This is a genomic window from Propioniciclava sinopodophylli (genome assembly GCF_004324755.1).
Classification (GTDB): Bacteria; Actinomycetota; Actinomycetes; order Propionibacteriales; family Propionibacteriaceae; genus Propioniciclava; species Propioniciclava sinopodophylli.
Genome location: NZ_SDMQ01000006.1, coordinates 26747 through 50526, shown reverse-complemented (window position 1 = coordinate 50526; position 23780 = coordinate 26747). Strand labels below are relative to the sequence as shown.

The window sequence follows — 23780 nt, the reverse complement described above, 5'->3', positions numbered from 1 at the left end:
CACCGAGCCAGAAGGAGACCCGGCCATGCGCTTCCTCGACAACCCGCCCCGCCACCTGTTCTTCACCGGCAAGGGGGGCGTGGGCAAGACCAGCATCGCGTGCGCCAGCGCGGTGGTGCTGGCCCGGCGCGGGAAGCGCGTGCTGCTGGTCAGCACCGACCCCGCGAGCAACGTGGGGCAGGTCTTCGGCACAGCGATCGGCAACCGGGTCACCGCCATCACGCAGGTCCCCGGCCTGTCCGCCATCGAGATCGACCCCGCCCAGGCAGCCGCCGACTACCGGGAGCAGATCCTGGCGCCCGTGCGTCCGCTGCTGCCCCCCGTCGAGATCGCGGCCATCACCGAACAGCTGTCCGGCTCCTGCACCACCGAGATCGCCTCGTTCAACGAGTTCACCATGCTGCTCGCCGACCCCACCGAGACCGCGGGCTTCGACCACGTCATCTTCGACACGGCCCCCACGGGGCACACCATCCGGCTGCTGCAACTGCCCGGCAGCTGGACGAGCTTCCTCGACCAGGGCAAGGGCGACGCCTCGTGCCTGGGCCCGATGAGCGGGCTGGAGAAGAACCGTGCCACGTATCGCGCGGCCGTGCAGGCCCTGACCGATCCAGGCACGACCCGGTTGGTGCTGGTCGCCCGCGCCCAGGCCAGCACCCTCAGGGAGGTCGCCCGCACCCACGACGAGCTCTCTGCACTCGGCATCCGCCCGACCCACCTCGTCCTCAACGGCGTCCTGCCCCCCAGCCCCGCGGGAGACTCCCTCCACCAAGCGATCCGCGACCGCGAGCAACAGGTTCTCGCGAACCTGCCCGCCACCCTGACCGGGCTGGCCAGGGACGAGATCGCCCTCAAACCGACCAACATGGTCGGCCTGCCCGCCCTCGAGCACCTGTTCTCGGACGACCTCCCCGCCGGCGAGGCGCCGGAGGCACTGTTGGTCGGTGGGGACGCTCCGGCCGGACTGTCCTCGCTGATCGACGACCTCGAGGCCCAAGGCCACGGGCTGGTGATGACGATGGGAAAGGGCGGCGTCGGCAAGACCACGATCGCGGCCGCCATCGCGGTGGCACTCGCCGAACGGGGCCACCGCGTCCACCTCACGACCACTGACCCCGCCGCCCACCTGAGCGCCACCCTCGAGGCCGGCGTGGCCAACCTCACCGTCGACGCCATCGACCCTGAACAGGCCACGCAGGCCTACCGGGACCGCGTGATGGCCACCAAGGGCAAGAACCTGGACGACGCCGGCCGAGCCGCGCTGCTGGAGGACCTGATGAGCCCCTGCACCGAGGAGGTCGCCGTCTTCCAGGAGTTCAGTCGTGCGGTGAACCAGGCCCGGACGCAGTTCGTCGTCATGGACACCGCACCCACCGGCCACACGCTGCTCCTCATGGACGCCACCGGCTCCTACCACCGCGACATCATGCGCCACCTCGACGAGAGCCAACGGACGCGGAACACCACGCCCCTGATGCGCCTCCAGGATCCCGGGCACACCAGGATCATCATCGTCACCCTGCCCGAGACCACCCCCATCCTGGAGGCCGAGGAACTCGTCGAGGACCTCGAGCGCGCCCACATCCACCCCTGGGCATGGGTCGTCAACAACTCGCTCAGCGCCGCCGCGCCCACCTCGCCGTTCCTCGTCCGTCGAGCCAACAACGAGGCCGAACACCTCAACCGAGTGCGCGCCATCGCCCCCAGGGTCGCGGTCGTGCCCCTCCAGTCGCGGGAGCCCATCGGCGTCCCGGCCCTCGAGGACCTGGTCCGGCCGCAGGAGGTCCTGGCCGCTCGGTAGCGTTGAGCCACCAAGGCTGGGTTCGTGTGGGCCATCCCCACACCTTCTGGTGCACGGTGGCGACCCTGTTCCACGAGGCGGGAATCCACTCCGGCAAGCGGTACACGCAGACCCACCCTCGACGGTGACTGGCTGGGTCAGCAGCGAGTTGGGTTGACATCTGGTCTGTGGTCCCGGGTGGGGATCGAGCGCCGTTACCGCCCAGTTTTCGAGCGCCGTCGACACATGCCCACCGCGTCCGGGTGGGCACGTTCGCAGCACCAACACGCGACAACCTTGCCAACTGCGTTAACGATCGCCTGTGACAGGAGTAGGGTCGGTGAACGCGCCACGTGCGCACCACACCAACCACCATCCACCGGCAGCGGAGCCGACCTGTCTTCGCTGCCCGGAAAGCTGTCATGACCAAGTCCCTTACCGTTGGCCCACCCGTCCGGCTCATCATCCTGTTCACGCTGCCCTTGTTGTTGGGCAATCTCTTCCAGCAGCTCTACGCCGTCGCCGACACCCTCGTCGTCGGACGCCTCCTCGGCGTCGACGCCCTGGCCGCGGTCGGGGCGTCCGGGAGCTTGCAGTTCCTGCTCTTCGGCTTCGCGATGGGCGCGTCGACGGGCATGGGCATCCCCGTCGCGCGCGCATTCGGCAGCGGGGACCTGCGCGCCACGCGCCGGGCCGTCGCGGCCGGGGCGATCGTGGCCGGGCTCATCGCGCTCGCGATCACCCTGGTCGGCACCCTCGGCTCGCACGCCCTACTCAGCCTGCTGGGCACGCCCGCCGAACTCATGCCGGACGCCCAGACCTTCTTGTCTGTCTTCTTCGCCGGCAGCGTGGTCACGGTGGGGTTCAACTTCCTCAGCTCGATGATTCGCGCCCTGGGTGACTCCCGGACGCCCCTGGTCTTCCTGATCATCGCCAGCGTCCTCAACGTGGGGCTCGTCCTGCTGTTCATCGCGGTATTCCGGTGGGGTGTGGGCGGCGCCGCCCTGGCGACCGTGGCCGCCCAGGGCATCTCGGTGGCGCTGTGCCTGGTGCTGATCGGGTTCCGCATCCCCCAGTTGCGTCTGCGCGCGGCTGACTGGCGAGTCGGGAGGGTTGAACTCGGCGAAGCTGCGCGCCTGGGCCTCAGCATGGGCTTCCAGATGTCGGTGATCGCCATCGGCGCGGCCGTGCTGCAGTACGGCATCAACTCCCTCGGCACGGACGCCGTGGCCGCCTTCACCGCTGCGCTGCGGGTCGACCAGGTTGCCGTGATCCCGCTCGCGTCGGTGGGCGTGGCGATCAGCACCTACGTGGCCCAGAACCGGGGCGCCGGCCAGTGGTGGCGGATCCGCTACGGCGTGCGGCAGACCGCGTTGATGGCGATGGGGTTGTCGCTGGTGCTGAGCTTGGCGATCCTGCTGTTCGGGACTGACTTGGCCGGGCTGTTCGTCGGCCCGGGCGAGCATCGCGTGGTCGCGATGGCCCATGAGTACCTGGTGATCAACGGGTCGCTGTACTGGGTGCTGGCGCTGCTGTTCGTGTGGCGCGGTGCGCTGCAGGGCATGGGCTCGACCTGGGTACCGACCGTCGCGGGCGTGATGGAGTTGCTGGCCCGCGCTGCTGTCGGGCTGATGTTGGTCGCGCCATTGGGATTCTTGGGCGTGACGTTGGCAGCGCCCTTGGCCTGGGTGGGCGCGTTGGTCCCGCTCGCGGCGGCGTGGTTCCTGCAACGGCGCCGGTTGGTGCTGGCCGAGCGTGCGCTGGCCGAGGCCGAGGCGACCGGGGTGTTGGAGCCGGTTGCGAGCTGCCGGGGGTGAGGCCGCTTCGAGCAGCGTCTGCGGCAGCGCCTCGAACCCGGGTCCGGTCTCGATCTTGAGGATGATCCCGGTTGTGTCCTGTCGGCGCATCGGGACGCGCAACCGACGGGACGCAAGCCGCGGGACGCAATCGGCGCACCCCCGCACTGTGGAGTAGAGTCGGCCAAGCTCCCACGCCGTGGGGGTGTCGTGGAGGGCAGTGAAGTCCGGTGAGAACCCGGCGCTGTACCGCAACTGTGGAACCGACCACCGAGTCGGTCGAGCCAGGTCACCTCCGCCACGACCACGCAACTTGTCCTCGGACGAAGGGACAGTTCGTGCAGCAGGGCCTCCGCCCGTTGCGGCCGACGACTTCGTCCTCCGCACCGAATACGGAGGATCACCCATGCACCACTCATCCGCACCCCTGTCGCGCAGGGTCTGGCTGGGCGCCGTCGCGCTCTTGCTCGCCCTCGCCGGCTGCACCCCCATGTCGGCGCCGGCCCCCGCGGGCACCCCGGCCAACACCGCCGCTACGACCCCGGCCGTGAGCGCCGCGGCCTTCCCCGTCGAGGTGACCAGCGGTGCCGCCGACAGCACCACGAAGGTGACGATCGACAAGTTGCCCGAAGCGATCGTCTCCCTCAGCCCCACCGCCACCGAGACCCTCTTCGCGATCGGCGCGGGCCCGCAGGTCAAGGCCGTCGACGACCAGTCCGACTACCCGGCCGAGGCGCCGCGCACCGACCTGTCTGGCTTCAAGCCGAACGTCGAGGCGATCCTCGCTCAGTCCCCCGACCTGGTCGTCACCGCCAGCAAGGACGCCGACCTCGTCGCCAGCCTCGCAAAGGCCTCCGTGCCCACCCTCGTGGTGCCCAGCGCGAAGACGTTCGAGGAGGCCTACGGCCAGATCGAGCGCATCGGTGCCGCGACCGGGCACACGTCCGAGGCGGCGACGCTCATCAGCAGCATGAAGCAACGGATCGACGCCGCGGTCGCCAAGGCCCCGAACCTGTCGGGCGTGACCTACTTCCACGAGCTCGACCCGGCCCTCTACACGGTGACGGGCAACACGTTCATCGGGGCCGTGTACTCCCTGTACGGACTCACCAGCATCGCCGACGCCACCGCCGCGGCCGGCGACGACTACCCGCAGCTGTCGGAGGAGTACGTCGTCAGCGCCAACCCCGACCTCATCCTGCTGGCCGACAGCCAGTGCTGCAGCGTCACGCCCGAGCTCGTCGCGCAGCGCCCGGGTTGGGCGGGCATCCGTGCCGTCGAGCAGAAGCAGGTCATCGTGCTCGATGAGGACATCGCCAGCCGGTGGGGTCCGCGCGTGGCCGACTTCGTCGAGAACCTGGGCGAGGTCGTCTCCACGCTGGAGCTCGCCAAGGCATGACCACCTCGCGCACGGTCGAATCCACCGACCACCCCGGGGTCACCGTCCCCACCGCCATCCGGGCCTGGTCCCGGTGGCGGTGGGTGCGGCCCAGCCGGTGGGTCCTGGCCTCGATCGTGCTGGCCGGCGCCCTGCTCCTGGGCGCCCTCGTGGGCCCCGCGGGCCTGACCGCACGCAGCGTGCTGCTCGAACTCGTCGGGGCCCTGCCCGGTGTCCACGTCGACTCGGGCCTGACGGCCCAGCAGCAGGCGATCCTGTGGCAGATCCGGTTGCCGCGCGTCGTGCTCGGCGCGCTGGTGGGGGCGAGCCTGGCTGTGTCGGGCGCGGCCTACCAAGGCGTGTTCCGCAACCCCTTGGCCGATCCCTACCTGCTGGGCGTCTCCGCGGGTGCCGGGCTCGGGGCAACCTTGGCGATCGTGCAGGGTGGGGCCGGCTTGCCGTTCGTCGTGCCGCTGCTCGCCTTCGGCGGTGGGCTGCTCGCCGTGGCGGCCACCTACGCGCTGGGCAACACCGTCGGCGGAGGACGCACCTCAGCCGTGATCGTGCTGGCCGGCGTCGCGGTGGCCGCGTTCTTCAGCGCCGTCCAGAACTTCGTGCAGCAGCGCTTTGACGACTCGCTGCTGGCGGTCTACTCCTGGATGCTCGGCCGCCTGAGCACCAACGGCTGGACCGACGTGGTCATGGTCCTGCCTCCGGTCGCCCTCAGCTGGGCCCTGTTGTTGCTGCACCGCCGCACCCTTGACGTGCTGGCCGTCGGCGACGTCGAGGCCGCCAGCCTGGGCGTCGACGTGGCCCGCGTGCGGCTCACCTTGGTGCTCATCGCGACGCTCGGCACGACGTCGGTCGTGGCCGTGAGCGGGCTCATCGGGTTCGTCGGCATCATCGTCCCCCATGCGGTGCGCATCGTGTTCGGGGCCTCGCACCGGCTGCTGCTGCCGCTGTCGATGACCTTCGGCGCGGCGTTCCTGGTGCTGGCCGACGTGGTGGCCCGCTCAGCCGTCGCGCCCGCCGAACTCCCGATCGGCGTGGTGACCGCGCTGGTGGGCGCGCCTTTCTTCCTCGTCGTGCTGCGCCGCAACAAGGTGGCTGCATGACCCCCGCGAGCACGACCAACCCCACGAGCGCCGACGTGCTGAGCTGCCGTGGGGTCGGGGTCCACCGGGGCGACAACGCCGTGGTCAGCGACCTCACCATGACCGTCCGCACCGGCGAGTGGGTGGCGCTGGTCGGACCCAACGGCGCCGGCAAGACCTCCCTCCTGCACGCGGTCGCCGGGCTTCTGCCCGCCACGGGCGAGCTGCGCGTCGACGGCCACCACCCGATGGCCCTGGGCCGCCGCGCCCTGGCCCGGGTGGTGGCGCTCATGCCGCAGCGCCCCGTGGTCCCGCCCGGCATGTCGGCGCGCCACCTCATCGCCCTGGGCCGGACACCCTACCTCGGCCGGTTCGCCACCGAGTCGGCCGCCGACCGGGACGCCGTCGACCACGAGATCGCCCGCCTGGGTCTGGCCGGGTTCGCCGACCGACCGGCCGACCAACTCTCGGGCGGTGAACTGCAACGGTGCATCCTGGCGCGCGCCCTGTGCCAGCAACCCCGCCTGCTGCTGCTCGACGAACCGACCAGCGCCCTCGACATCGGCCACCAGCAGACCGTGCTCGACCTCGTCGACGAACTGCGCGCCGAACGCGGCCTGACCGTGCTGGCCGCCATGCACGACCTCACCCTCGCCGCGCAGTACGCCGACCGGATGGTGCTGCTCGACCAGGGCCGCGTGGTGCACGACGGCCCGCCCGCCGACGTGTTGAGCGCGGCCCGTCTGGGCGCCACCTACGGTGCGCGCGTCGAGGTGCTCGACCGGCCGGCAGGGCCCGCGGTCGTCCCGATCCGTGCGACGCAACCCCCGCACCCGCGTGCCGCACATCGACCCGACCAGCTTGGAGGAACCCGATGAGCTCCGATGCCCTGCCCGTCCACCATCCGCCGCGCGAGCGCCGCAACGTCGACTCGCTGCTGATCGTCAACACCGGCGACGGCAAGGGCAAGTCGACCGCGGCCTTCGGCACGCTGATGCGCTCGGTCGCCCGCGGGTGGCCGGTGTGCGTGGTGCAGTTCATGAAGTCGGGCCAGTGGCGCGTCGGCGAGGCCGAGGTCGCCCGCCGGCTCGGCGTCACCTGGCTCACCCACGGCGACGGGTTCACCTGGGAGAGCGACGACCTGGACCGCTCGGCCGGCATCGCGCGCGAGGCCTGGCGGATCGCATCGCAGGTGTTGGCCTCTGGGGAGTACCGGCTCGTGATCCTCGACGAGGTGACCTACCCCATGAACTACGGCTGGGTGGACACCGCCGCGGTCATCGAGGCCCTGCGCTCGCGGTTCGCCACCACCAACGTCATCTGCACCGGCCGCAACGCCCCCGCGGAGTTGGTCGACCTGGCCGACACGGTCACCGAGATGCGCAACGTCAAGCACGCCTACCAAACAGGTGTGCGTGCCCGGCGCGGCATCGACTTCTGACGCAGCGTCCGGGTTGGCTCTGGGCCGCCGTGCCCGGGCAACTAGCCTGACCCCATGGCCACACGACCAAGCGACAGCGAACTGGAACACCTACGGGCGGCGGTGGCCGCACCCGGGCGCCGCACGATGGCCCGCAGCGAGGTGCACGGCTGGAACCGCCGTTGGTCAGGCAACGACACCGACATCCTCGACCGCCACCTCCAGCGCACCGGCGTCGCCCGCTTCTCCCGAACCGCCGACGACCGCTACATCCGCTGCTTCGATGCCCAGGACCGCCTCGTCATGGTCATCGCCCCGGGCTACGTCGTGTTCGAGGGCCCGTGGGCGAACCACGAATGCGACCCCGAGTGGCTCGGGATCGCCCTGTCGACGCTGGGCGCGTCCGCCTCCGCACCCCGAACGCCGACGTCGCGGTCGCAGTCGCCCCGAGCCACCACCCCGCGGACGCCGACCCGTAGCACCCCAGAACCCAAGTTCTGTCCGCGCTGCTTCCTGCAGCTCACGACCACGGGCGCTTGCGGGAACTGCGACTGAGGCCGGTCCGACCCAGCAGCAGAAGTCGGGCCCCGCCTGCTAGTCGAGGCGGGGCCCGTATCGGTTGGGGTGGGTGGTCAGTGCTTCTCGAGCTCCCCGGCCTCGTCGGTCGCACCGGTGTAGGCCAGCGCCACCTCGAGGTCGTAGGCGGTCTCGCGGTGCTCGGACAGGTCGATGCCGCCGACCTCGTCCTCCGGCGCGATGCGGAAGCCCATGGTCTTGTGGATCGCGAAGGCGATCAGCGCGGTCACGGCCACGGTGTAGACGGTGGTGACCAGCACGGCCACGACCTGCGAGGTCATGATCGAGAAGCCGCCGCCGTAGAGGAGGCCGGCTCGGCCGTCCTCCTGCGCCACGGCCAACAGGCCGATGGCGAGTGTGCCCCAGAGGCCGGCGACAAAGTGCAGGCCGACCACGTCGAGGGAGTCGTCGATGCCGAGCTTGAACTTCACGTTGACCGCGAAGCAGCAGATGGCGCCGGCGACGGCGCCGATGATGAGCGCGCCCAGCGGGGTGACGAAGGCACAGGCCGGGGTGATCGCGACCAGGCCGGCCACGATGCCAGAGGCGGCTCCGATGGAGGTCATGCGACCGTCCCGCAGCTGCTCGGCGAACAGCCAGGCCACCAGGGCGGCACCCGGTGCGACGAGGGTGTTGACCCAGATCAGTCCGCCCTCGGCGAGGGAGCCCGCGGCGCCACCGTTGAAGCCGAACCAACCGAACCACAGCAGCGCGGCGCCCAGCATCACGAAGGGGACGTTGTGCGGCTTGTGCAGCGACGGCGCGAAGCCGGCGCGGCGTCCGATCATCACGGCCAGGACGAGCGCGGCCAGACCGGCCGCCATGTGCACCACGAGGCCACCGGCGAAGTCGAGGGCCTCACCGACGACCGAACCGATCGCGCCGTCGGCCCCGAGCAGACCGCCACCCCAGACCATGTAGGCCAGCGGGGCGTAAACGAGGGTGACCCAGAGCGGGACAAAGACCATCCACGCCTTGAAGCGGGCACGGTCGGCCACCGCTCCCGAGATGAGGGCGACCGTGATGATCGCGAAGGTCGAGCCGTAGCCGACGCCGACCAGGTCCTCACCGGGCAGGTTCTGCAGGCCGAAGGCGGTGATCGGGTCGGCCACGATCCCGGCGATGCTGGTGCCGCCGCCGCTCATCGAGTAGCCCCACAGGACCCACACCACCGCGACGAGCCCCATCGCGCCGAAGCTCATCATCATCATGTTGATCGCCGAACGAGCTCGCGACAGCCCGCCGTAGAAGAACGCCAGACCCGGCGTCATCAGCAGGACGAGGGCCGCGGAGACCATCACCCAGACCTGGGATGCCACCCCCCACATCGCTTCCGTTTCCATCTCCTTGGACCTTTCTCACGTGACCGCTCCCGCGGCTGTCGTCGTTCCCGCCCCCACGGGGCGCCGAGGCCCATCTCACGGGATCGGTGTTTCACGCAGGTGCGCGTTCCGCGTCGGCCGTGTTACGGCGTGCAACGATCACGCAACGGCGGCGACGAGACGGCCGACAGCTCCCTCAGTCGGTGCGGCGCGGGGAGCCGGCGAGCCAGCGCAACCCGACGCCCGTGACAAGGGCGAACGCCAGCGCGAGCACGGCCGCCATGGCCAGCGAGCCGGTGAGGGCGCCGTCGGCGGTGGCGGGGTCCATGACCTGGCGGGCGACCCAGGCGATGCCCAGGCCGGTCGCGGCGGCGACGACCGTGAGCGGGATCCACAGCCAGGCCTTGCGCACGACCCGGCGCAGCAGCAGCCACTGCAGCGCCGGGACGGCGATGACGAGCACGACGGCGCCGGCCAGCAAGGCCGCCAGCACGCGGCGCGAGGCCAGGTTGAGCGGCTCACCGAGCTGCTCGAGGGTGACTGGCAGCATGCCCACCGCCCACGCCACCATCGCGCCGGCGCTGGTGACGAGCGTCCAGCCGGCGCGCGGCACGGCGACCGCCGTCCCGCTCAGCGCTCCGGCCTGGGCGGCCCCGAGCACCAGCCCCATGACCGCGCCCGCGAGCGCGACCGTGGGGTAGGTGAGCCACGGCGGGGTGCCGAGCCGTTCGGCGAGCAGGAACCCGAAGGCCGGTGCGAAGAGGCTCAGCAGCCCGCCGAGGGTGACCAGCACCACCCACCAGCCCAGCCCGAACGGGCGGGGCTGCACCGCCCTTGTCGCTCCCATGGTTGCCTAGGTTATGGCGTTCCAGAGCTGGTAGACACCCATGATGACGAAGAGCACCGCGGTGATGCCCAGGCCTCGCCCACGGCGTCCGGCCCGTGGCCGACAAAGGCGGACGCCCGCGCCCACCTGCACGAGCGACGCAGGACGCTGGGAGGCGACCCCGGCGACGGAACTGTCGGCGGCTCGTGCCAGAGTGGACGCATGACGCAACGGGAGTTCTGGGCCGAGGAGCCGCCAGCCGACTTGGACGACCTCCCACCGGATCCGCAGGATGCGTGGCTCCCACCGGACGCCGAGGCGACGACTCCCCCGCCCACCCGGCGTCCGACGCGACCCGAAACGCGCCCCGTGTCCCCGGCGCCGGCGGTGGACCGCGGCGCCGAGGGCCTGCGCGAGGAGGCGGTGGCCGTCCTGCGCGACCTGACCGGACGCCCCGACGCCGAGTTCCACCCCGGCCAGTTCGAGGCCATCGAGGCGCTGGTCGCCCGGCACGAACGGGCGTTGGTGGTGCAGCGGACGGGCTGGGGCAAGTCGGCGGTCTACTTCATCGCGGCGCTGTTGCAGCGCCGCGCGGGCGCCGGACCGGCCCTGATCGTGTCGCCCCTGCTGGCGCTGATGCGCGACCAGGTCGCGGCGGCCGAACGCGCGGGCGTCCGGGCGGCGGCGATCAACTCCGCCAACGTGACCGAATGGCGCCAGATCGAGCAGCACCTGGCAGACGACGACGTGGACGTGCTGTTCGTCTCCCCCGAGCGGCTGGTGAACCCGAGGTTCCGGGCCGAGCAGCTGCCGACCTTGGTCGCCCGGTGCGGGCTGCTGGTGATCGACGAGGCGCACTGCATCAGCGACTGGGGCCACGACTTCCGGCCCGACTACCGGCGCATCCGCGACCTGATCGCCGAGCTGCCGGCGTCCGTGCCGGTGCTGGCCACGACCGCGACCGCCAACGAGCGCGTGGTCGCCGATGTGGCCGAGCAGATGGCCGCGGGCGGCCACGAGGTGTTCACCCTGCGGGGCCCGCTGGCACGGGAGTCGCTGCGGCTCGGCGTCCTCGAGCTCGGCACCCCGGCGCGGCGGCTCGCCTGGCTCGCCGAACACCTGGACGCGCTGCCCGGAAGCGGCATCGTCTACTGCCTGACCGTGTCCGCGGCGGAGGACGCCGCCGCGCTGCTGGCCAAGGCCGGCCACCGCGTGCTCCCCTACACCGGCCGCACGGACGCCGCCGAGCGCGAGGCCGCCGAGGGGGCGTTGAAGCGCAACGAGGTGAAGGCTCTGGTGGCGACCTCGGCCCTCGGCATGGGGTTCGACAAGCCCGACCTCGGCTTCGTCGTGCACGTCGGCGCTCCCAGCTCGCCGGTGGCGTACTACCAGCAGGTCGGCCGCGCGGGCCGCGCGACGGCGAGCGCCGACGTCCTGCTGCTGCCGGGCACGGAGGACCGGGACATCTGGCACTGGTTCGCCACCAACGCGATGCCGACCCAGGCGAAGGCGGACGCCGTGCTCGGGGCCCTCGGCGAGGCGGGCGGCCCGCTGTCGGTGGCGGCGCTGGAGGCGCGGGTCGACATCCGGCGCAGCCCGCTGGAGCTGCTGCTCAAGGTGCTCGCCGTCGACGGGGCGGTCGAGTACGTCCAGGGCGGCTGGGTCTCGACCGGGGCCCCGTGGGTCTACGACACCGAGCGCTACGAGCGGGTCGCCGCCGCCCGGGTCGCCGAGCAGGACGCCATGCTGGCCTACCAGCGGCTGGGCACCGACAAGGCGCGACCGGGCGAGCAGTGCCGCATGGCCTTCCTCACCTCGGCGCTGGACGACCCGCACACGACTCCGTGCGGGCGGTGCGACGTGTGCACCCGACCGTGGTTCCCGACCGAAGTGACCGTCGGCACGCTCGACCGGGCCAAGGAGACCCTCGACCACGTCGGCGTGCCGCTGGCCCCGCGCGCGCTGTGGCCCACCGGGCTCGACACGCTGGGCCTGCTCGTCGACGGCCGCCCCGTGAAGGGCAAGATCCCGCCCGAGGAGCAGGTCGCGCAGGGGCGCGTCGTCGCACGGCTCACCGACCTCGGCTGGGGCGGACGCCTGCGCGACCTGTTCGCCACCGACACCGGGGGCCGGGCGGTCGACGCCGAGGTGCCCCCGGAGCTGGGCCGCGCGGTCGTGCGCGTGCTGGCCGGCTGGGACTGGGATGCCCGCCCCGCCGCCGTGGTGTGGGTGCCGAGCCTCGGGCGCCCTCGGCTGGTGCAGTCGCTGGCCACGGGCGTCGCCGCGGCAGGCCGGCTGGAGTTGCTGGGCCCGCTGGAGCTGGTGCCGTCCGCGGAGCCGTTGCGGGGCTCGACCAACTCGGCCTACCGGGTGCGCGACGTGTGGGGTCGGTTCACCGTGCCGCCGGCGATGGCCGAGCGCCTCGCCGCGCTCGAGGGCCCGGTGCTGCTGATCGACGACCTCGTCGACTCGCGCTGGACGATGACGGTCGCCGGGCGCCTGCTACGCCGGGCCGGGGCGGACGCCGTCCTGCCGCTCGCGCTCGCGTCGGTGGGGTGACGCCCGGCCCCTGATCGGTGCCGGTCAGGGGATGTAGCGCATCGGGTCGACGGGCGTCCCGTTCTCGTAGACCTGCAGGTGCAGGTGGCAGCCGGTCGACAGGCCGGTCGTGCCGACGTAGCCGATGAGCTGGCCCATGTCGACGCGCTGGCCCGTGCTCACGGCCATCCGCGACTGGTGGGCGTACCCGGTCATCAGCGACTTGCCGCCGATGACGCCGTGGTCGATGACCACGTAGTTGCCGAAGCCGCCCTGCCAGCCGGCCTTCACGACCGTGCCCGACTGGGCCGCGTACAGCGGGACGCCGCAGGCGGCACCCCAGTCGTTGCCGTTGTGCGCGCGCCAGTACTTCAGGATCGGGTGGAACCGGGGGCCGAACGGCGAGCCCGGGCGCGCCAGCACCGGCCGGATGAAGCCGTGCCGGCTGAGGATCATCTGCGGCCCGTCGTTGACCAGCGGGTACGTCTTCGGGTCGCTGGACACCACGCCCATCGCCACGAGGCGGACGATGTCCTCGCGCGATCCGCCCCGGGCGAGCTGCTCTGCGGCGCGGCTGGCCACCTCGCCCTGCACCTTCGCCTCCTCGGCGAGCAGGGACTGGTAGGCGACGTTGTCTGCGTCCAGCGCCCTCTGGGCCTCGGTGCGGAACGCCTCGTTGCGTGTCACGAGCGCGGCCACCTCGGACTCCTGCGCGACCGCGGAGCGCTCCAGCCGGGTGATGCGGGCGACGTTGTCGGCGCTGCGACGCTTGTCGGCGGCCACCTTCGCCTCGATGGCCGCCTGGGCGGCCTCGGCGTCCGCGAGGCGACGCTCGAGGACCTTCAGCTCGTCCATCCGCTGGGCGGTGGAGTCGAAGATCGTGGTGTCCCACTGGAGGCGCTGGCCGATCTCGCTGGGGTTGCGCCCCCCGAGCACCACGACGATGCCGGCGAGGTTGGTCTGGCGTTGGTAGGCGTCCCGGGCGGCGCTGCTGATGAGCTTCTGCTGCTCGGCCACGTGGTCGCGCGCCTGCGCGGTCTCCGCCTGCGCTGTGCGCAGCAGGGCCCGCTGGCGGCGCAGCTCTTCGGCCAGCTCGTCGTCGAGGCGCTCGGCCTCGACGAGGTCGGCGCGCGTCCTGTCCAGTGCGGCGCGCGCCTCGTCGAGCTGCCGCTGGGACGCCTCGAGCGCGGCCTCGGCGTCCGCCAACTCGGAGCTGTGCTCGTCGATCGCGGCGCGGCTCTGTTCGAGCTCGCGGGCGATCTGGGCGTGTCGGTCGGACAACGGGTCGGCGCTCGCGGGCAGCACGGCGCCCCACAGGAGGGCGATGCTGGCGGCTCCGGCAGCGAGCGCGCGGACGGCGCGTCGGCCGGGAGCCGTGGAGCAGGCGGAGGAAGGCACCTGTCGCACGTACGGTCCCCTATCGGATCGGTTGGCGTGCTGCCGAGGTTACGGGCGACGCGCGCGCGATCCCGGCCGGACGCGCCGGGGGATGAGCTTTCACAGCCATGGCGGGCGCTGCGGCGAGCGTGCAGACTTGGGGGCACATCCACCGCAGGAGGAACCATGACCGACTCCACCGGCCCACTCGACGAACTGCGCGACAACCTCACCGGCTCGGCTGCCGGCGACTACGCCCCCCGCATCGACGGCGACTCGGTCGCCGACACCCAGGTTCCCTCGGACGCCGACGTCAGCCCCCTCGACCGCCCCGCGGACGAGGAGAAGGTCGCCGTCCGCGAGGAGGACTCGGACGGGGCGCCGGAACTCTGATCCTCCTCGACGATCTGGCCCAGGCCTCCGAGCGGGTCGCCGCGACCCGGTCGCGCTCGCAGAAGGTCGCGCACCTCGCCGAGGTGCTCGGCCGTGCGGACGCCGCCGAGGTCGAGGTGGCCGCCACCTACCTGGGCGGGGCGATCCGCCAGCGGCGCACCGGCGTCGGCTGGCGCGCATTCGCCACGCCGGCTCCCGCGGCGTCCGACCCCACGCTGACCGTGCTGGAAGTGGACGCCGCCCTCGCCCACCTGGCCACCCTGTCCGGCCCGGGCTCGCAGGCCGCGCGCACCGAGGCCCTGGCCGACCTGCTCGGGCGGGCGACCGAGCGCGAGCAGCGCTACCTCGCGGCCCTGGTCACCGGGGACCTTCGGCAGGGCGCGCTCGCCGGACTGCTCGTCGAAGCGATCGCGAAGGCGGCCGGAGTGGCGCTGGCCGAGGTGCGGCGTGCCGCCATGCTGGCCGGGTCGATCCCCGCCGTCGCGCTCACGGCGCTGACCGAGGGGGCCGAGGGCTTGGCCGTGTACCGGGTGCGGGTCTTCACCCCCGTGCTGCCGATGCTCGCGGCGTCCGCCCCGACTGTCGCCGACGCGCTGGAGAAGGCCGCACCCGGGCGTCCGGTGGCGGTGGAGGCCAAGCTCGACGGCATCCGCATCCAGGCCCACAAACGCGGTGACGAGGTGCGTCTTTACACGCGCTCGCTCGACGAGGTGACCGAGCGGTTCCCCGCGGTGGCCGACGTCGTGCGCGCCATCGACGCCGACACCCTCATCGCCGACGGCGAGGCCCTCGCGCTGGACGCCGACGGGCGCCCCCGCCTCTTCCAGGACACCGCCTCGGGCGCCGCGGGCGGGCTGACGCCCTACTTCTTCGACGCGCTGCTGCTCGACGGCGAACCCTTGCTGGACCTGCCACTGTCCGAGCGTCTGGCGCGGCTGGCCGAGCGGGTGCCCGCCCGGCACATGGTGCAGCGCACGGTCACCGACCAGCCCGCCGTCGCGCAGGCCTTCACCGACCACGTGCTCGTCCAGGGCCATGAGGGCGTCGTGGTCAAGGACGTCGACGCCCCCTACGACGCCGGACGCCGCGGCTCGGCCTGGGTCAAGGTCAAGCCCGTCCACACGCTCGACCTGGTGGTGCTGGCCGTCGAGTGGGGGTCGGGACGCCGCCGGGGCTGGCTGTCCAACATCCACCTGGGGGCGCGTGATGGGGCCGGCGGGTTCGTGATGCTCGGCAAGACCTTCAAGGGCATGACCGACGAGATGCTGCGCTGGCAGACCGGACGGTTCCTCGCGCTGGAGACCCACCGCGAGGGGCACGTGGTGTTCGTCCGCCCCGAGCAGGTCGTCGAGATCGCCTTCGACGGCCTGCAGCGCTCGACGCGCTACCCCGGTGGCGTCGCCCTGCGCTTCGCGCGGGTGGTGCGCTACCGCGACGACAAGACCGCCAGCCAGGCGGACACTCTGGAGACGGTCCTCGCCCTGTTCTGAGCGCAGTTCGGCTCTCGCCCGAGGTCGGGGGCCGACCGCGAAAGTGCGTGCTTCAGGGCGGTGCGAGCAGTGGAAAAGGCGTACGGCCCGTCGGGGGACGGGCCGTACGTAGTTGATGTGACTCTTCCTGGGGGAAAGCACTGTCGCGGGGGTGGGACGACTCGACTCATCCTCGCACTGTTCACGACGCCCAGAAACGCAGAGGCGTGTCCCCGTGAAGGCCTCCTCTCCCCCAAAAGGATGAGGCGGAGACGGCCTGCGATGTGCGACGAAAGTGCTACCTTCGGAGCCCTGACCACCTGCTTTGCCGCGCCACCCCGGAAACGACCCCTCAACCGCGCCGTAGGATCGTTACCCAACCGTGATCGGCGATCTTGAAGGCCCTCACTCACTCGGGCGGATCCGGGCGCGTCCGTCGAACGGCGTCCGATCGTGACGGACCGGATCGCCTGACGCGCCAGCCAGCCGTCCCGCGCCGCGCCAGCCAGGTGTCCTCGCCCGCCAGGTGTGCGTGCCCGCCAGGTGTCCTCGCCCGCCAGGTGTGCGGTTCGAGCTCACAGAACTAGCGCCACAGCGGGCGGATCGCCGCCTCGAAGTGCACACCCAGGGTGTCGTACTACCCGCCAGGCCCAGCAAGCCTCGGGCTCAGGTTTCCCGCCCGCGCCGGAAGCGGCGCTTGAGTCGCAGGTCGGACGGCAGGGCGGGCGCCTTGAGGCGGGCCGTGGAGCCGCGGTAGCCGTCCACGCGGCCGAAGCGGTCCTCCGGCGCGTCGTTCCATTCCTTGCGCAGCCGGACGATGTCGTCGTGGCTGCGGCCGATGAAGTTCCACCACATCACGATGCCCTCGTCGAAAGGCTCGCCGCCCAGCAGCATGAGCCGGGCGGGGGCGTCCGTCGGATTGTGCAGGCGCAGGTGGTCCAGCCCCGCGTCGCGGACGCCGAGCACCGCGTTGTCGAGGCGGACGCCGTCGAAGTCGACACACCCCGTGTCCACCAGGACGCCGTGCTCGAAGCCCGGGTCGACCGCCGTCTCCCACGTGGCGCCGGGCTCCAGGATGACCTGCGACCCCAGCAGTGGCGTCACGGTGTTGATGGGCGAGGGCTGGTCCCCGAGGCGTCCGATGAACGTGCGTGCGCGGACGCCGGGGGCGGGGGCGTCCACGTCGGGCACGAAGTGCTGGAACTCGCGCGTGAGATCGGCGCTGTGCTCCGGCAGGGCGACCCACAGCTGGACGCCGTGCAGCGCGGCCCGGCTGTGGGCCGAGACCTCCGAGTGCGCGATGCCGTACCCGGAGGTCATCAGGTTCACCTCGCCCGGGCGCACCATCGCGTGCACGCCGCCGGAGTCGCGGTGCTCGATCTCGCCACTGAACAGCCACGACACGGTCTGGAGGGAGGTGTGCGGGTGCGGCGGCACGTCCATGCACGCCCCCTCCTCGGGACCGTAGTGGTCGATGAAGCACCACGCGCCGACGAAGGATCGACTCATGTTCGGCAAGGTGCGGCGCACGCGCAGGGAGTCCTCGCCGCCCAGGGGCACGTCCTTGGGCGGGTAGGTGTCGACCTGCGTGGGCGGGTGCTGGTGCCCGTGCTCGCAGACCCGGACGTCGGGATGGGTCTCGGTGTTGCTCACCCGGCCAGCATCAGCCACAGCCTCGTCGGCCGCAAGGGCGGACGCCGTGGCCGCCTCCTCTCCACCGGGGGTCCACGATGAACCCCGGCGCGTCCAGCATCTTCGCGAACTGCTCGTCGTCCATGCCCCACTCCTCCACCGTCGAGGATTCGGCGCCTACGGAACCCTTAGGCTGGCACGCATGGTTGAGCGCTTCGATGCTGTTGACGTCATCCGGACCAAGCGGGACGGCGGCGTGCTGTCCGACGAGCAGATCGACTGGGTGGTGGACGCCTACACCCGGGGGGTCGTCGCCGACGAACAGATGTCGGCCCTGGCGATGGCGATCTTCCTCAACGGGATGCAGCGCGGCGAGATCGTCCGCTGGACCAACGCGATGATCAACTCCGGCGAGCGCCTCGACTTCACCGTGCTCGGCGCCACCGCTGACAAGCACTCCACAGGCGGTGTGGGCGACAAGATCACGCTGCCGCTGGTGCCCCTGGTCGCCGCGTTCGGCGTCCGGGTGCCGCAGCTGTCGGGCCGCGGCCTGGGCCACACCGGGGGGACGCTGGACAAGATGGAGTCCATCCCCGGCTGGCGGGCGGCGCTGTCCAACGACGAGATGATGACGATCCTGCGCGAGGTCGGTGGCGTGATCTGTGCGGCGGGGGCGGGCCTGGCCCCGGCCGACAAGAAGCTGTACGCCCTGCGCGACACCACCGCGACCGTCGAGGCGATCCCGCTGATCGCGAGCTCGATCATGAGCAAGAAGATCGCCGAGGGCACCGGCGCGCTGGTGCTCGACGTGAAGACCGGCGCGGGCGCGTTCATGCGCGACGAGGAGCGCGCCCGGGAGTTGGCGCGCACGATGGTCGACCTCGGCACCGACGCGGGCCTGACGACGGTGGCGCTGCTCACGGACATGTCCGTGCCGCTGGGCCTGACGGTCGGCAACGCGCTCGAAGTGCGCGAGTCGGTCGAGGTGCTCGCCGGCGGCGGGCCGTCCGACATCATCGAGCTCACCGTCGCGCTGGCCCGCGAGATGCTCGCCGCGGCCGGCCAGCCGGACGCCGACGTGGAGGCCGCCCTCGCCGACGGCCGGGCGATGGACGTCTGGAAGCGGATGGTGGCCGCCCAGGGGGGCGACCCGGACGCCGACCTGCCCGTCGCCGCCCACACGCACACGGTGACCGCCGAGGCCAACGGCGTCCTTTCCGACATGGACGCGATGGGCATCGCCGTCGCCGCCTGGCGCCTGGGCGCCGGGCGCGCCCGCAAGGAGGACCCGGTCGACTTCGCCGCCGGCGTCGAGCTGCACGCCAAGCCGGGCGACTCCGTCCGCGCCGGCGACGCCGTCATGACGCTGCACACCTCCGACGAGGCCAAGTTCCCGCGAGCGTTCGAGGCGCTCGAGGGCGCCCTCACGTGGGCGGATCCGGGCACGACCGTCGAACGGCGTCCGATCGTGATCGACCGGATCGCCTGAGACGCCAGCCCACCAGCCAGCCCGCGCCTTCGCCCGCGCCGCCCGCCGCCCGCCAGGTGTGCGGTTCGAGCTCACAGAACTAGCGCCACAGCGGGCGGATCGCCGCCTCGAAGTGCACACCCGGGGGTGGCGCCCCACCCGCCCGTGCTGCGCCGACCCGTCACCCGAGGGCCGCGTCGAGGTCGCGCCAGAGGTCCTCGACGTCCTCGAGGCCGACCGACAGGCGCAGTAGCGCCTCGGGCACCGTGGTCGGCTCCGACGGGATGCGCCGCCGCCGCTCGATCAGCGACTCCACCCCGCCCAGGCTCGTGGCCGGCGTCCACAGCCGGACGCGCTGGGTGACGGCCGTGGCCGCCTCCCGGCCCCCGACGGGCTCGATGGCGACCATCGCGCCGAACCCGCGCATCGTGCGGGCGGCGACCGCGTGGCCGGCGTCGTCGGGCAGCCCCGGGTAGCGGACGCGCGCCACCGCCGGGTGCTCGGCCAGGCGCCGGGCGAGCTCGGCGGCGGTCTCCTGCTGGCGGGCCAGCCGGACGCCGAGGGTGCGGACGCCGCGCAGCGCCAGCCACGCCTCGAAAGGCCCGGGGATCGCCCCGCGCAGCGTACGGTGGTCGACCAGACGCTCGTGCAGGGCGTCGTCAGTGGTGACGAGCGCCCCGAGCAGCACGTCGGAGTGGCCGGCGAGGTACTTGGTCGCCGAGTGCAGCACGACGTCCGCCCCGAGGTCGAGCGGGTTCTGCAGCAGCGGCGTGGCGAAGGTGTTGTCGACGCCCACCCGGACGTCGGCGTCCCGGGCAGCGGCGATGAGGGCGGGCAGGTCGGCGACCTCCAGCAGCGGGTTGGTCGGCGACTCGAGCAGCAGCCAGTCGGCCCCCGGCAGGGCCGCGCGCACGGCGTCCGTGTCGGCGACGTCGACCAGGGTGAGCCGCAGGTCCCCCACCGCGTCGAGTTCACGTGCCAACGCGAGCATGGCGTTGTACGACGTCTCCCCCATCACGACCCGGGCACCCCGGGGCACGAGCGCGAACAGGGCCGTGCCGGCCGCCATGCCGGACGCGAAGGTGACCGCCCGGCCGTGCTCCAGCCCGCCGAGCACCTCCTCCAGGGCGGCCCAGGTGGCGTTTGTGTAGCGGCCGTAGATCGGGACGCCGTCGGCGAAGTCGCCGGGCGTGACGTGGGTGCTGGTCAGCTCGACCGGCGGGTTGACCGCCGAGCCGGGCGTCCGCGGGGGGCGGCCGAGCGCGACCGCGCGGGTCTCGGGCGCGAGCCCGTCGGCGTGGCCGGTCACACCCGGCCCCGCGCCTGCTCGTACTCGGAGGCCATCCGCTCGACGAGCTCGGCGACGTGCGGAACGTCCACGATGGCGGCGACGCCGTGCCCGGCGGACCAGATGTCCCGCCAAGCCTTGGCGTCGGCCTCGCTCGGGTTGGTGACGTGCCCCAGGTCAACAGGTCCGGTCGGGGCGTCCGGGTCGAGGCCCGCGGCGGCCAGCGACGCGCGCAGGAAGTTGGCCGGGATGGTGCTGACCGAGGGCGTGTAGACGATGTCGTGCGGCTCGGCCTCGACGACCATGCCCTTGTACGCCTCGGACGCCCCCGACTCCACGGTGGCGACGAAGCGCGTGCCGATGTAGGCGGCGTCCGCGCCGAGCGCGCGGGCGGCGGCGACGTCCGCGCCGGTGGAGAGCGCGCCTGCCAGCAGCACGAGCCCGTCGAACCACGGCCGCACGGCTGCGACCAGCGCGAACGGGTTGGTGTCCCCGGCGTGCCCACCGGCGCCCGCGGCGACGAGGATCAGCCCGTCGACCCCGGCCGCGGCGGCCTTGCGGGCGTGCCGCTCGTTGGTGACATCGTGCAGGACGATGCCGCCCCAGCCATGCACGGCGTCCACGACCTCGGCGGCCGCGCCCAGCGACGTGATGACGATCGGGACGCGGTGACGGGCCAGCACGGCCAGGTCGTCGCGAATCCGCCCGTTGGAGGAGTGGACGATCAGGTTGACCGCGAACGGGGCGTCGTCGGGTTCGAGCTGATCGGTGATGGTGGTCAGCCAGGTGTCGAGGTCCTCGGTGGTGCGCAGGTTGAGGGCCGGGAACGAGCCCACCACCCCGGCCTTGCAGCACGCGACGACCAGCTCGGGTGTCGACACCAGGAACAGGGGTGCGGCCACCACGGGCAGGCGCAGCCCGTCGAGGGCGGACATCCGGTCAGCCACGACGCGCCTCGGTGAGGGTGTCGGAGAGTTCGGCGCGGGCGAGGACGGCGGCCTCGGCCGAGGGCGGCTTCTCGCAGGTGAGCGTGCCCGGGACGCCGCTCGCTCCGGTCAGCAGCTGAGGCCACTGCTCGTGGTCGCGCCCGGTAGCGCGTGTCAGTGCCTCCGGCCCCATGTTCTGCTCGAGCGATCGTGCCATCGTCCCCCCTCGTCTGATCGGTGGTGCCAGCGTAGGGTCACCGGGAAGGAGGGACCATGCCGAAGACGAACAAGGACGGCTCGGCGAGGAGGTCCGAGCTGCCGTCGACCCCGGTCGGGTGGCGAGTCGGCGGGTGGCGTGGACGCCAACGCCACCAAGGAGCACCTGCTCGGGCTGGCCCGCCGGCTCGACGTGAAGGGGCGCTCACGCATGACCAAAGTGGAGCTCGTCGAGGCGCTACACAGGGCCAACGACGAGAAGGCCACGCGTGAGGCGCGCGAGGACTGACGCCCGCGTCCGGGTGACAGAATGGACCCTTCTACCAACTTGGGGGCTCATCCATGTACCGACCGGCCGACGACCGCTACGACACCATGCAGTACCGCCCGATCGGGAGGTCGGGGCTGAAGCTGCCCGCGGTGAGCCTGGGGTTGTGGCACAACTTCGGCGACGACGTGCCGTTCGAGCGGCAGCGGGCGATCCTCGAGACGGCGTTCGACCGCGGCGTCACGCACTTCGACCTGGCCAACAACTACGGCCCTCCCAACGGGTCTGCCGAGACCAACTTCGGACGCCACCTGCGCGAGTCGTTCTCGGGGTTGCGCGACGAGCTGGTGATCTCGTCCAAGGCCGGGTGGAACATGTGGCCTGGCCCCTACGGCGGCGTTGGCGGCTCGCGGAAGTACCTCATTGCGTCCTGCGACCAGTCGCTGAAGCGGATGGGCCTGGACTACGTCGACATCTTCTATCACCACCGCCCCGACCCGGACACGCCCCTGGAGGAGACCATGGGGGCGCTCGACCACATCGTCCGCTCCGGGCGCGCACTGTACGTCGGCATCTCGTCGTACTCGTCGGCGCTGACCGAGCAGGCGGTGCGCATCCTGAACGACCTGGGGACGCCGCTGCTCATCCACCAACCCAGCTACTCGATGCTCAACCGCTGGATCGAGAACGACGGCCTGCTCGACGTGCTGGGGGACGCCGGGGCGGGCTGCATCGCGTTCTCGCCGTTGGCCCAGGGCATGCTCACCTCGCGCTATCTCGACGGCGTGCCGGCCGACTCGCGAGCCTCGCAGGGCAAGTCGTTGGGTGCGGAGTTGCTGTCGGACGAGGCGCTGGGACACATCCGCGCGCTCAACGACATCGCGGCCGGGCGCGGGCAGTCCCTCGCCCAGATGGCCTTGGCGTGGGGCCTGCGAGACGAGCGGGTGACGTCGGTGCTGATCGGCGCCTCGCGCCCCGAACAGCTGCTCGACAACCTGGGCGCGCTGGACAACCTCACGTTCACCGACGCGGAACTGGAGGCCATCGACGAGCACGCCGTCGACGGCGGCATCGACCTGTGGCGCGGCGCGCGGCAGAGCAGGGGCTGAGGGCGGGGCGTCCGGGTTCGTGGGGGTCGACTGGTTGTCGGGTGAGGAACTGCACCGGCGCGTGATCACCGAGGGAGTGTTGCGCGCCGAGCGGTCGGTGTGGATCGCCACGGCCAACCTCAAGGACCTGCGCTGACCCCGTTTCGCCGAGGACTCCCCTAACTACCGCCGAGGACTCGTGGTCGTCTACACGACCACGAGTCCTCGGCGGTTCAGCGGGCTTGGATCAGGCTCAGCCGCTCGTAGTAGTCGTCGACGGTGAGGTCACCGTCGGCGAGGCGGCGGGCCAGGATGCGTTCGGCCTGGTCCGACGGAGACGCCGGCGCGCACAGGGCCGCACGACGGGTGCGCCAGGCCGGGTCCCAGGCGAAGGGGCCGATGCGCCCGACGCGGGAGAGCACCACCACGAACGCCACCAGGGCGATGATCCACATGGCGCTCACTCCCCCCGGTCCCGGGTCTCGCGCAGAGCGCTGGAGCGCTCGAGGTACTCGTCGGGCGTGATGTCACCGGACGCCAGCCGCTCGGCCAGCGTCGCCAGGGCCGCCTCCTCGGGCGACGGCTGCGTCCACGGGGGGCGGTGCCCGGCGGCACCGGGGCCGAAGCCGTGGCGGGGGCGGCCCGCCGACCCCTCCTCGCCGGCACGCCGGCGAGGGTCCCAGCGGACGGGCCCGAGGCCACCGCGACGGAAGAACACCTTGAACAGGACGATCCAGAGGATCAGGGCCAGGAGACCGGGCAGGAAGTGGCCGCCGACGACGGTCACGTGCAGGGGGAGCAGTGCTTCGTTCATGGCTCCATCGAACGCCGGCGGGGCGTCGCGTCCATCGGCCCCGGCGATGAACCTCACCCGGCCCCACGTACGCACCCCGACGTACCCGGCCCTACGTACGCAGGCGGATGC

The 23780-nt window shown here is 72.2% G+C and carries 22 protein-coding genes; 13 read left to right on the top strand and 9 right to left on the bottom strand.

The genetic code is table 11. From position 1 onward, the window contains the following. The first annotated feature begins 25 nt into the window (after positions 1-25). The 7 genes from arsA to ET989_RS07285 all read left to right on the top strand — a co-directional run bounded on the left by arsA (position 26) and on the right by ET989_RS07285 (position 8023). Complete coding sequence (gene arsA / locus ET989_RS07315; protein ID WP_131167894.1) at positions 26-1801, top strand: arsenical pump-driving ATPase; 1776 nt, start codon at positions 26-28, stop codon at positions 1799-1801. Positions 1802-2202: 401 nt separating this feature from the next. Continuing rightward, positions 2203-3597 (top strand): MATE family efflux transporter, encoded by a 1395-nt coding sequence (locus ET989_RS07310; RefSeq protein WP_131167893.1) that lies wholly within the window; start codon positions 2203-2205, stop codon positions 3595-3597. A gap of 385 nt (positions 3598-3982) precedes the next feature. After that, the gene (locus tag ET989_RS07305) at positions 3983-4975 is read left to right on the top strand and encodes an ABC transporter substrate-binding protein (RefSeq protein ID WP_131167892.1); all 993 of its coding nucleotides are present in this window, start codon (positions 3983-3985) and stop codon (positions 4973-4975) included. After that, positions 4972-6069, top strand: a complete 1098-nt coding sequence (locus ET989_RS07300) for a FecCD family ABC transporter permease (protein WP_131167891.1) — start codon at positions 4972-4974, stop codon at positions 6067-6069. The genes ET989_RS07305 and ET989_RS07300 overlap by 4 nt, the downstream gene beginning before the upstream one ends. Beyond that, complete coding sequence (locus ET989_RS07295) at positions 6066-6926, top strand: ABC transporter ATP-binding protein (protein WP_131167890.1); 861 nt, start codon at positions 6066-6068, stop codon at positions 6924-6926. Before ET989_RS07300 ends, ET989_RS07295 begins: the two co-directional genes overlap by 4 nt. Continuing rightward, a complete protein-coding gene (cobO, locus tag ET989_RS07290; protein ID WP_131167889.1) occupies positions 6923-7489 on the top strand; it encodes a cob(I)yrinic acid a,c-diamide adenosyltransferase in 567 nt (188 codons plus the stop codon). The genes ET989_RS07295 and cobO overlap by 4 nt, the downstream gene beginning before the upstream one ends. Positions 7490-7543: 54 nt before the next feature. Next, the gene (locus ET989_RS07285; RefSeq protein WP_131167888.1) at positions 7544-8023 is read left to right on the top strand and encodes a hypothetical protein; all 480 of its coding nucleotides are present in this window, start codon (positions 7544-7546) and stop codon (positions 8021-8023) included. A 77-nt stretch (positions 8024-8100) separates the two neighbouring features. Here the strand turns inward: ET989_RS07285 and ET989_RS07280 are convergent, their stop codons facing one another. Both ET989_RS07280 and ET989_RS07275 read right to left on the bottom strand, forming a co-directional pair. Then, positions 8101-9387: an ammonium transporter gene (locus ET989_RS07280; RefSeq protein WP_241656255.1), complete on the bottom strand. Its 1287-nt coding sequence runs from the start codon at positions 9385-9387 to the stop codon at positions 8101-8103. A 175-nt stretch (positions 9388-9562) separates the two neighbouring features. Then, the gene (locus ET989_RS07275; RefSeq protein WP_131167887.1) at positions 9563-10213 is read right to left on the bottom strand and encodes a hypothetical protein; all 651 of its coding nucleotides are present in this window, start codon (positions 10211-10213) and stop codon (positions 9563-9565) included. A gap of 201 nt (positions 10214-10414) precedes the next feature. Between ET989_RS07275 and ET989_RS07270 the strand changes: the two genes are divergently transcribed. Then, positions 10415-12751 (top strand): RecQ family ATP-dependent DNA helicase, encoded by a 2337-nt coding sequence (locus ET989_RS07270; RefSeq protein ID WP_131167886.1) that lies wholly within the window; start codon positions 10415-10417, stop codon positions 12749-12751. Between the two features lie 24 nt (positions 12752-12775). Here ET989_RS07270 and ET989_RS07265 read toward each other — a convergent pair whose 3' ends face one another. Further along, positions 12776-14128: a M23 family metallopeptidase gene (locus tag ET989_RS07265; protein WP_131167885.1), complete on the bottom strand. Its 1353-nt coding sequence runs from the start codon at positions 14126-14128 to the stop codon at positions 12776-12778. A gap of 165 nt (positions 14129-14293) precedes the next feature. Between ET989_RS07265 and ET989_RS15545 the strand changes: the two genes are divergently transcribed. Then, a complete protein-coding gene (locus tag ET989_RS15545) occupies positions 14294-14500 on the top strand; it encodes a hypothetical protein (RefSeq protein WP_165490077.1) in 207 nt (68 codons plus the stop codon). Then, positions 14497-15990: an ATP-dependent DNA ligase gene (locus tag ET989_RS07260; RefSeq protein ID WP_338324531.1), complete on the top strand. Its 1494-nt coding sequence runs from the start codon at positions 14497-14499 to the stop codon at positions 15988-15990. The genes ET989_RS15545 and ET989_RS07260 overlap by 4 nt, the downstream gene beginning before the upstream one ends. 645 nt (positions 15991-16635) lie before the next feature. Here ET989_RS07260 and ET989_RS07255 read toward each other — a convergent pair. Continuing rightward, entirely contained in the window at positions 16636-17622 is a 987-nt protein-coding gene (locus ET989_RS07255) for a pirin family protein (protein ID WP_131167884.1), read from the bottom strand. A 181-nt stretch (positions 17623-17803) separates the two neighbouring features. Here ET989_RS07255 and ET989_RS07250 point away from each other — a divergent pair, with 181 nt between their 5' ends. Then, complete coding sequence (locus ET989_RS07250) at positions 17804-19090, top strand: thymidine phosphorylase (protein WP_131167883.1); 1287 nt, start codon at positions 17804-17806, stop codon at positions 19088-19090. 160 nt (positions 19091-19250) lie between these two features. Here the strand turns inward: ET989_RS07250 and ET989_RS07245 are convergent, their stop codons facing one another. Genes ET989_RS07245 through ET989_RS14885 form a run of 3 tightly spaced genes read right to left on the bottom strand, consistent with a single transcriptional unit; the run spans position 19251 to position 21500 of the window. Then, a complete protein-coding gene (locus ET989_RS07245; protein WP_131167882.1) occupies positions 19251-20378 on the bottom strand; it encodes a trans-sulfuration enzyme family protein in 1128 nt (375 codons plus the stop codon). Continuing rightward, entirely contained in the window at positions 20375-21304 is a 930-nt protein-coding gene (locus ET989_RS07240; protein WP_241656254.1) for an NAD(P)H-dependent flavin oxidoreductase, read from the bottom strand. Before ET989_RS07240 ends, ET989_RS07245 begins: the two co-directional genes overlap by 4 nt. Next, complete coding sequence (locus ET989_RS14885; protein ID WP_165490076.1) at positions 21297-21500, bottom strand: hypothetical protein; 204 nt, start codon at positions 21498-21500, stop codon at positions 21297-21299. Before ET989_RS14885 ends, ET989_RS07240 begins: the two co-directional genes overlap by 8 nt. Before the next feature lie 138 nt (positions 21501-21638). Between ET989_RS14885 and ET989_RS07235 the strand changes: the two genes are divergently transcribed. Together ET989_RS07235 and mgrA are read left to right on the top strand one after the other, a co-directional pair. Then, positions 21639-21788, top strand: coding sequence for a hypothetical protein (locus tag ET989_RS07235; protein WP_206662262.1), 150 nt, complete (start codon positions 21639-21641; stop codon positions 21786-21788). 53 nt (positions 21789-21841) lie between these two features. After that, positions 21842-22876, top strand: a complete 1035-nt coding sequence (gene mgrA / locus ET989_RS07230) for an L-glyceraldehyde 3-phosphate reductase (RefSeq protein WP_131167881.1) — start codon at positions 21842-21844, stop codon at positions 22874-22876. Positions 22877-23088: 212 nt separating this feature from the next. Here mgrA and ET989_RS07225 read toward each other — a convergent pair whose 3' ends face one another. Together ET989_RS07225 and ET989_RS07220 are read right to left on the bottom strand one after the other, a co-directional pair. Next, on the bottom strand, positions 23089-23310 hold the full coding sequence (locus ET989_RS07225; RefSeq protein WP_131167880.1) for a hypothetical protein: 222 nt from the start codon (positions 23308-23310) through the stop codon (positions 23089-23091). Positions 23311-23315: 5 nt separating this feature from the next. Continuing rightward, positions 23316-23669 (bottom strand): SHOCT domain-containing protein, encoded by a 354-nt coding sequence (locus ET989_RS07220; protein ID WP_131167879.1) that lies wholly within the window; start codon positions 23667-23669, stop codon positions 23316-23318. Positions 23670-23780: the final 111 nt, after the last annotated feature.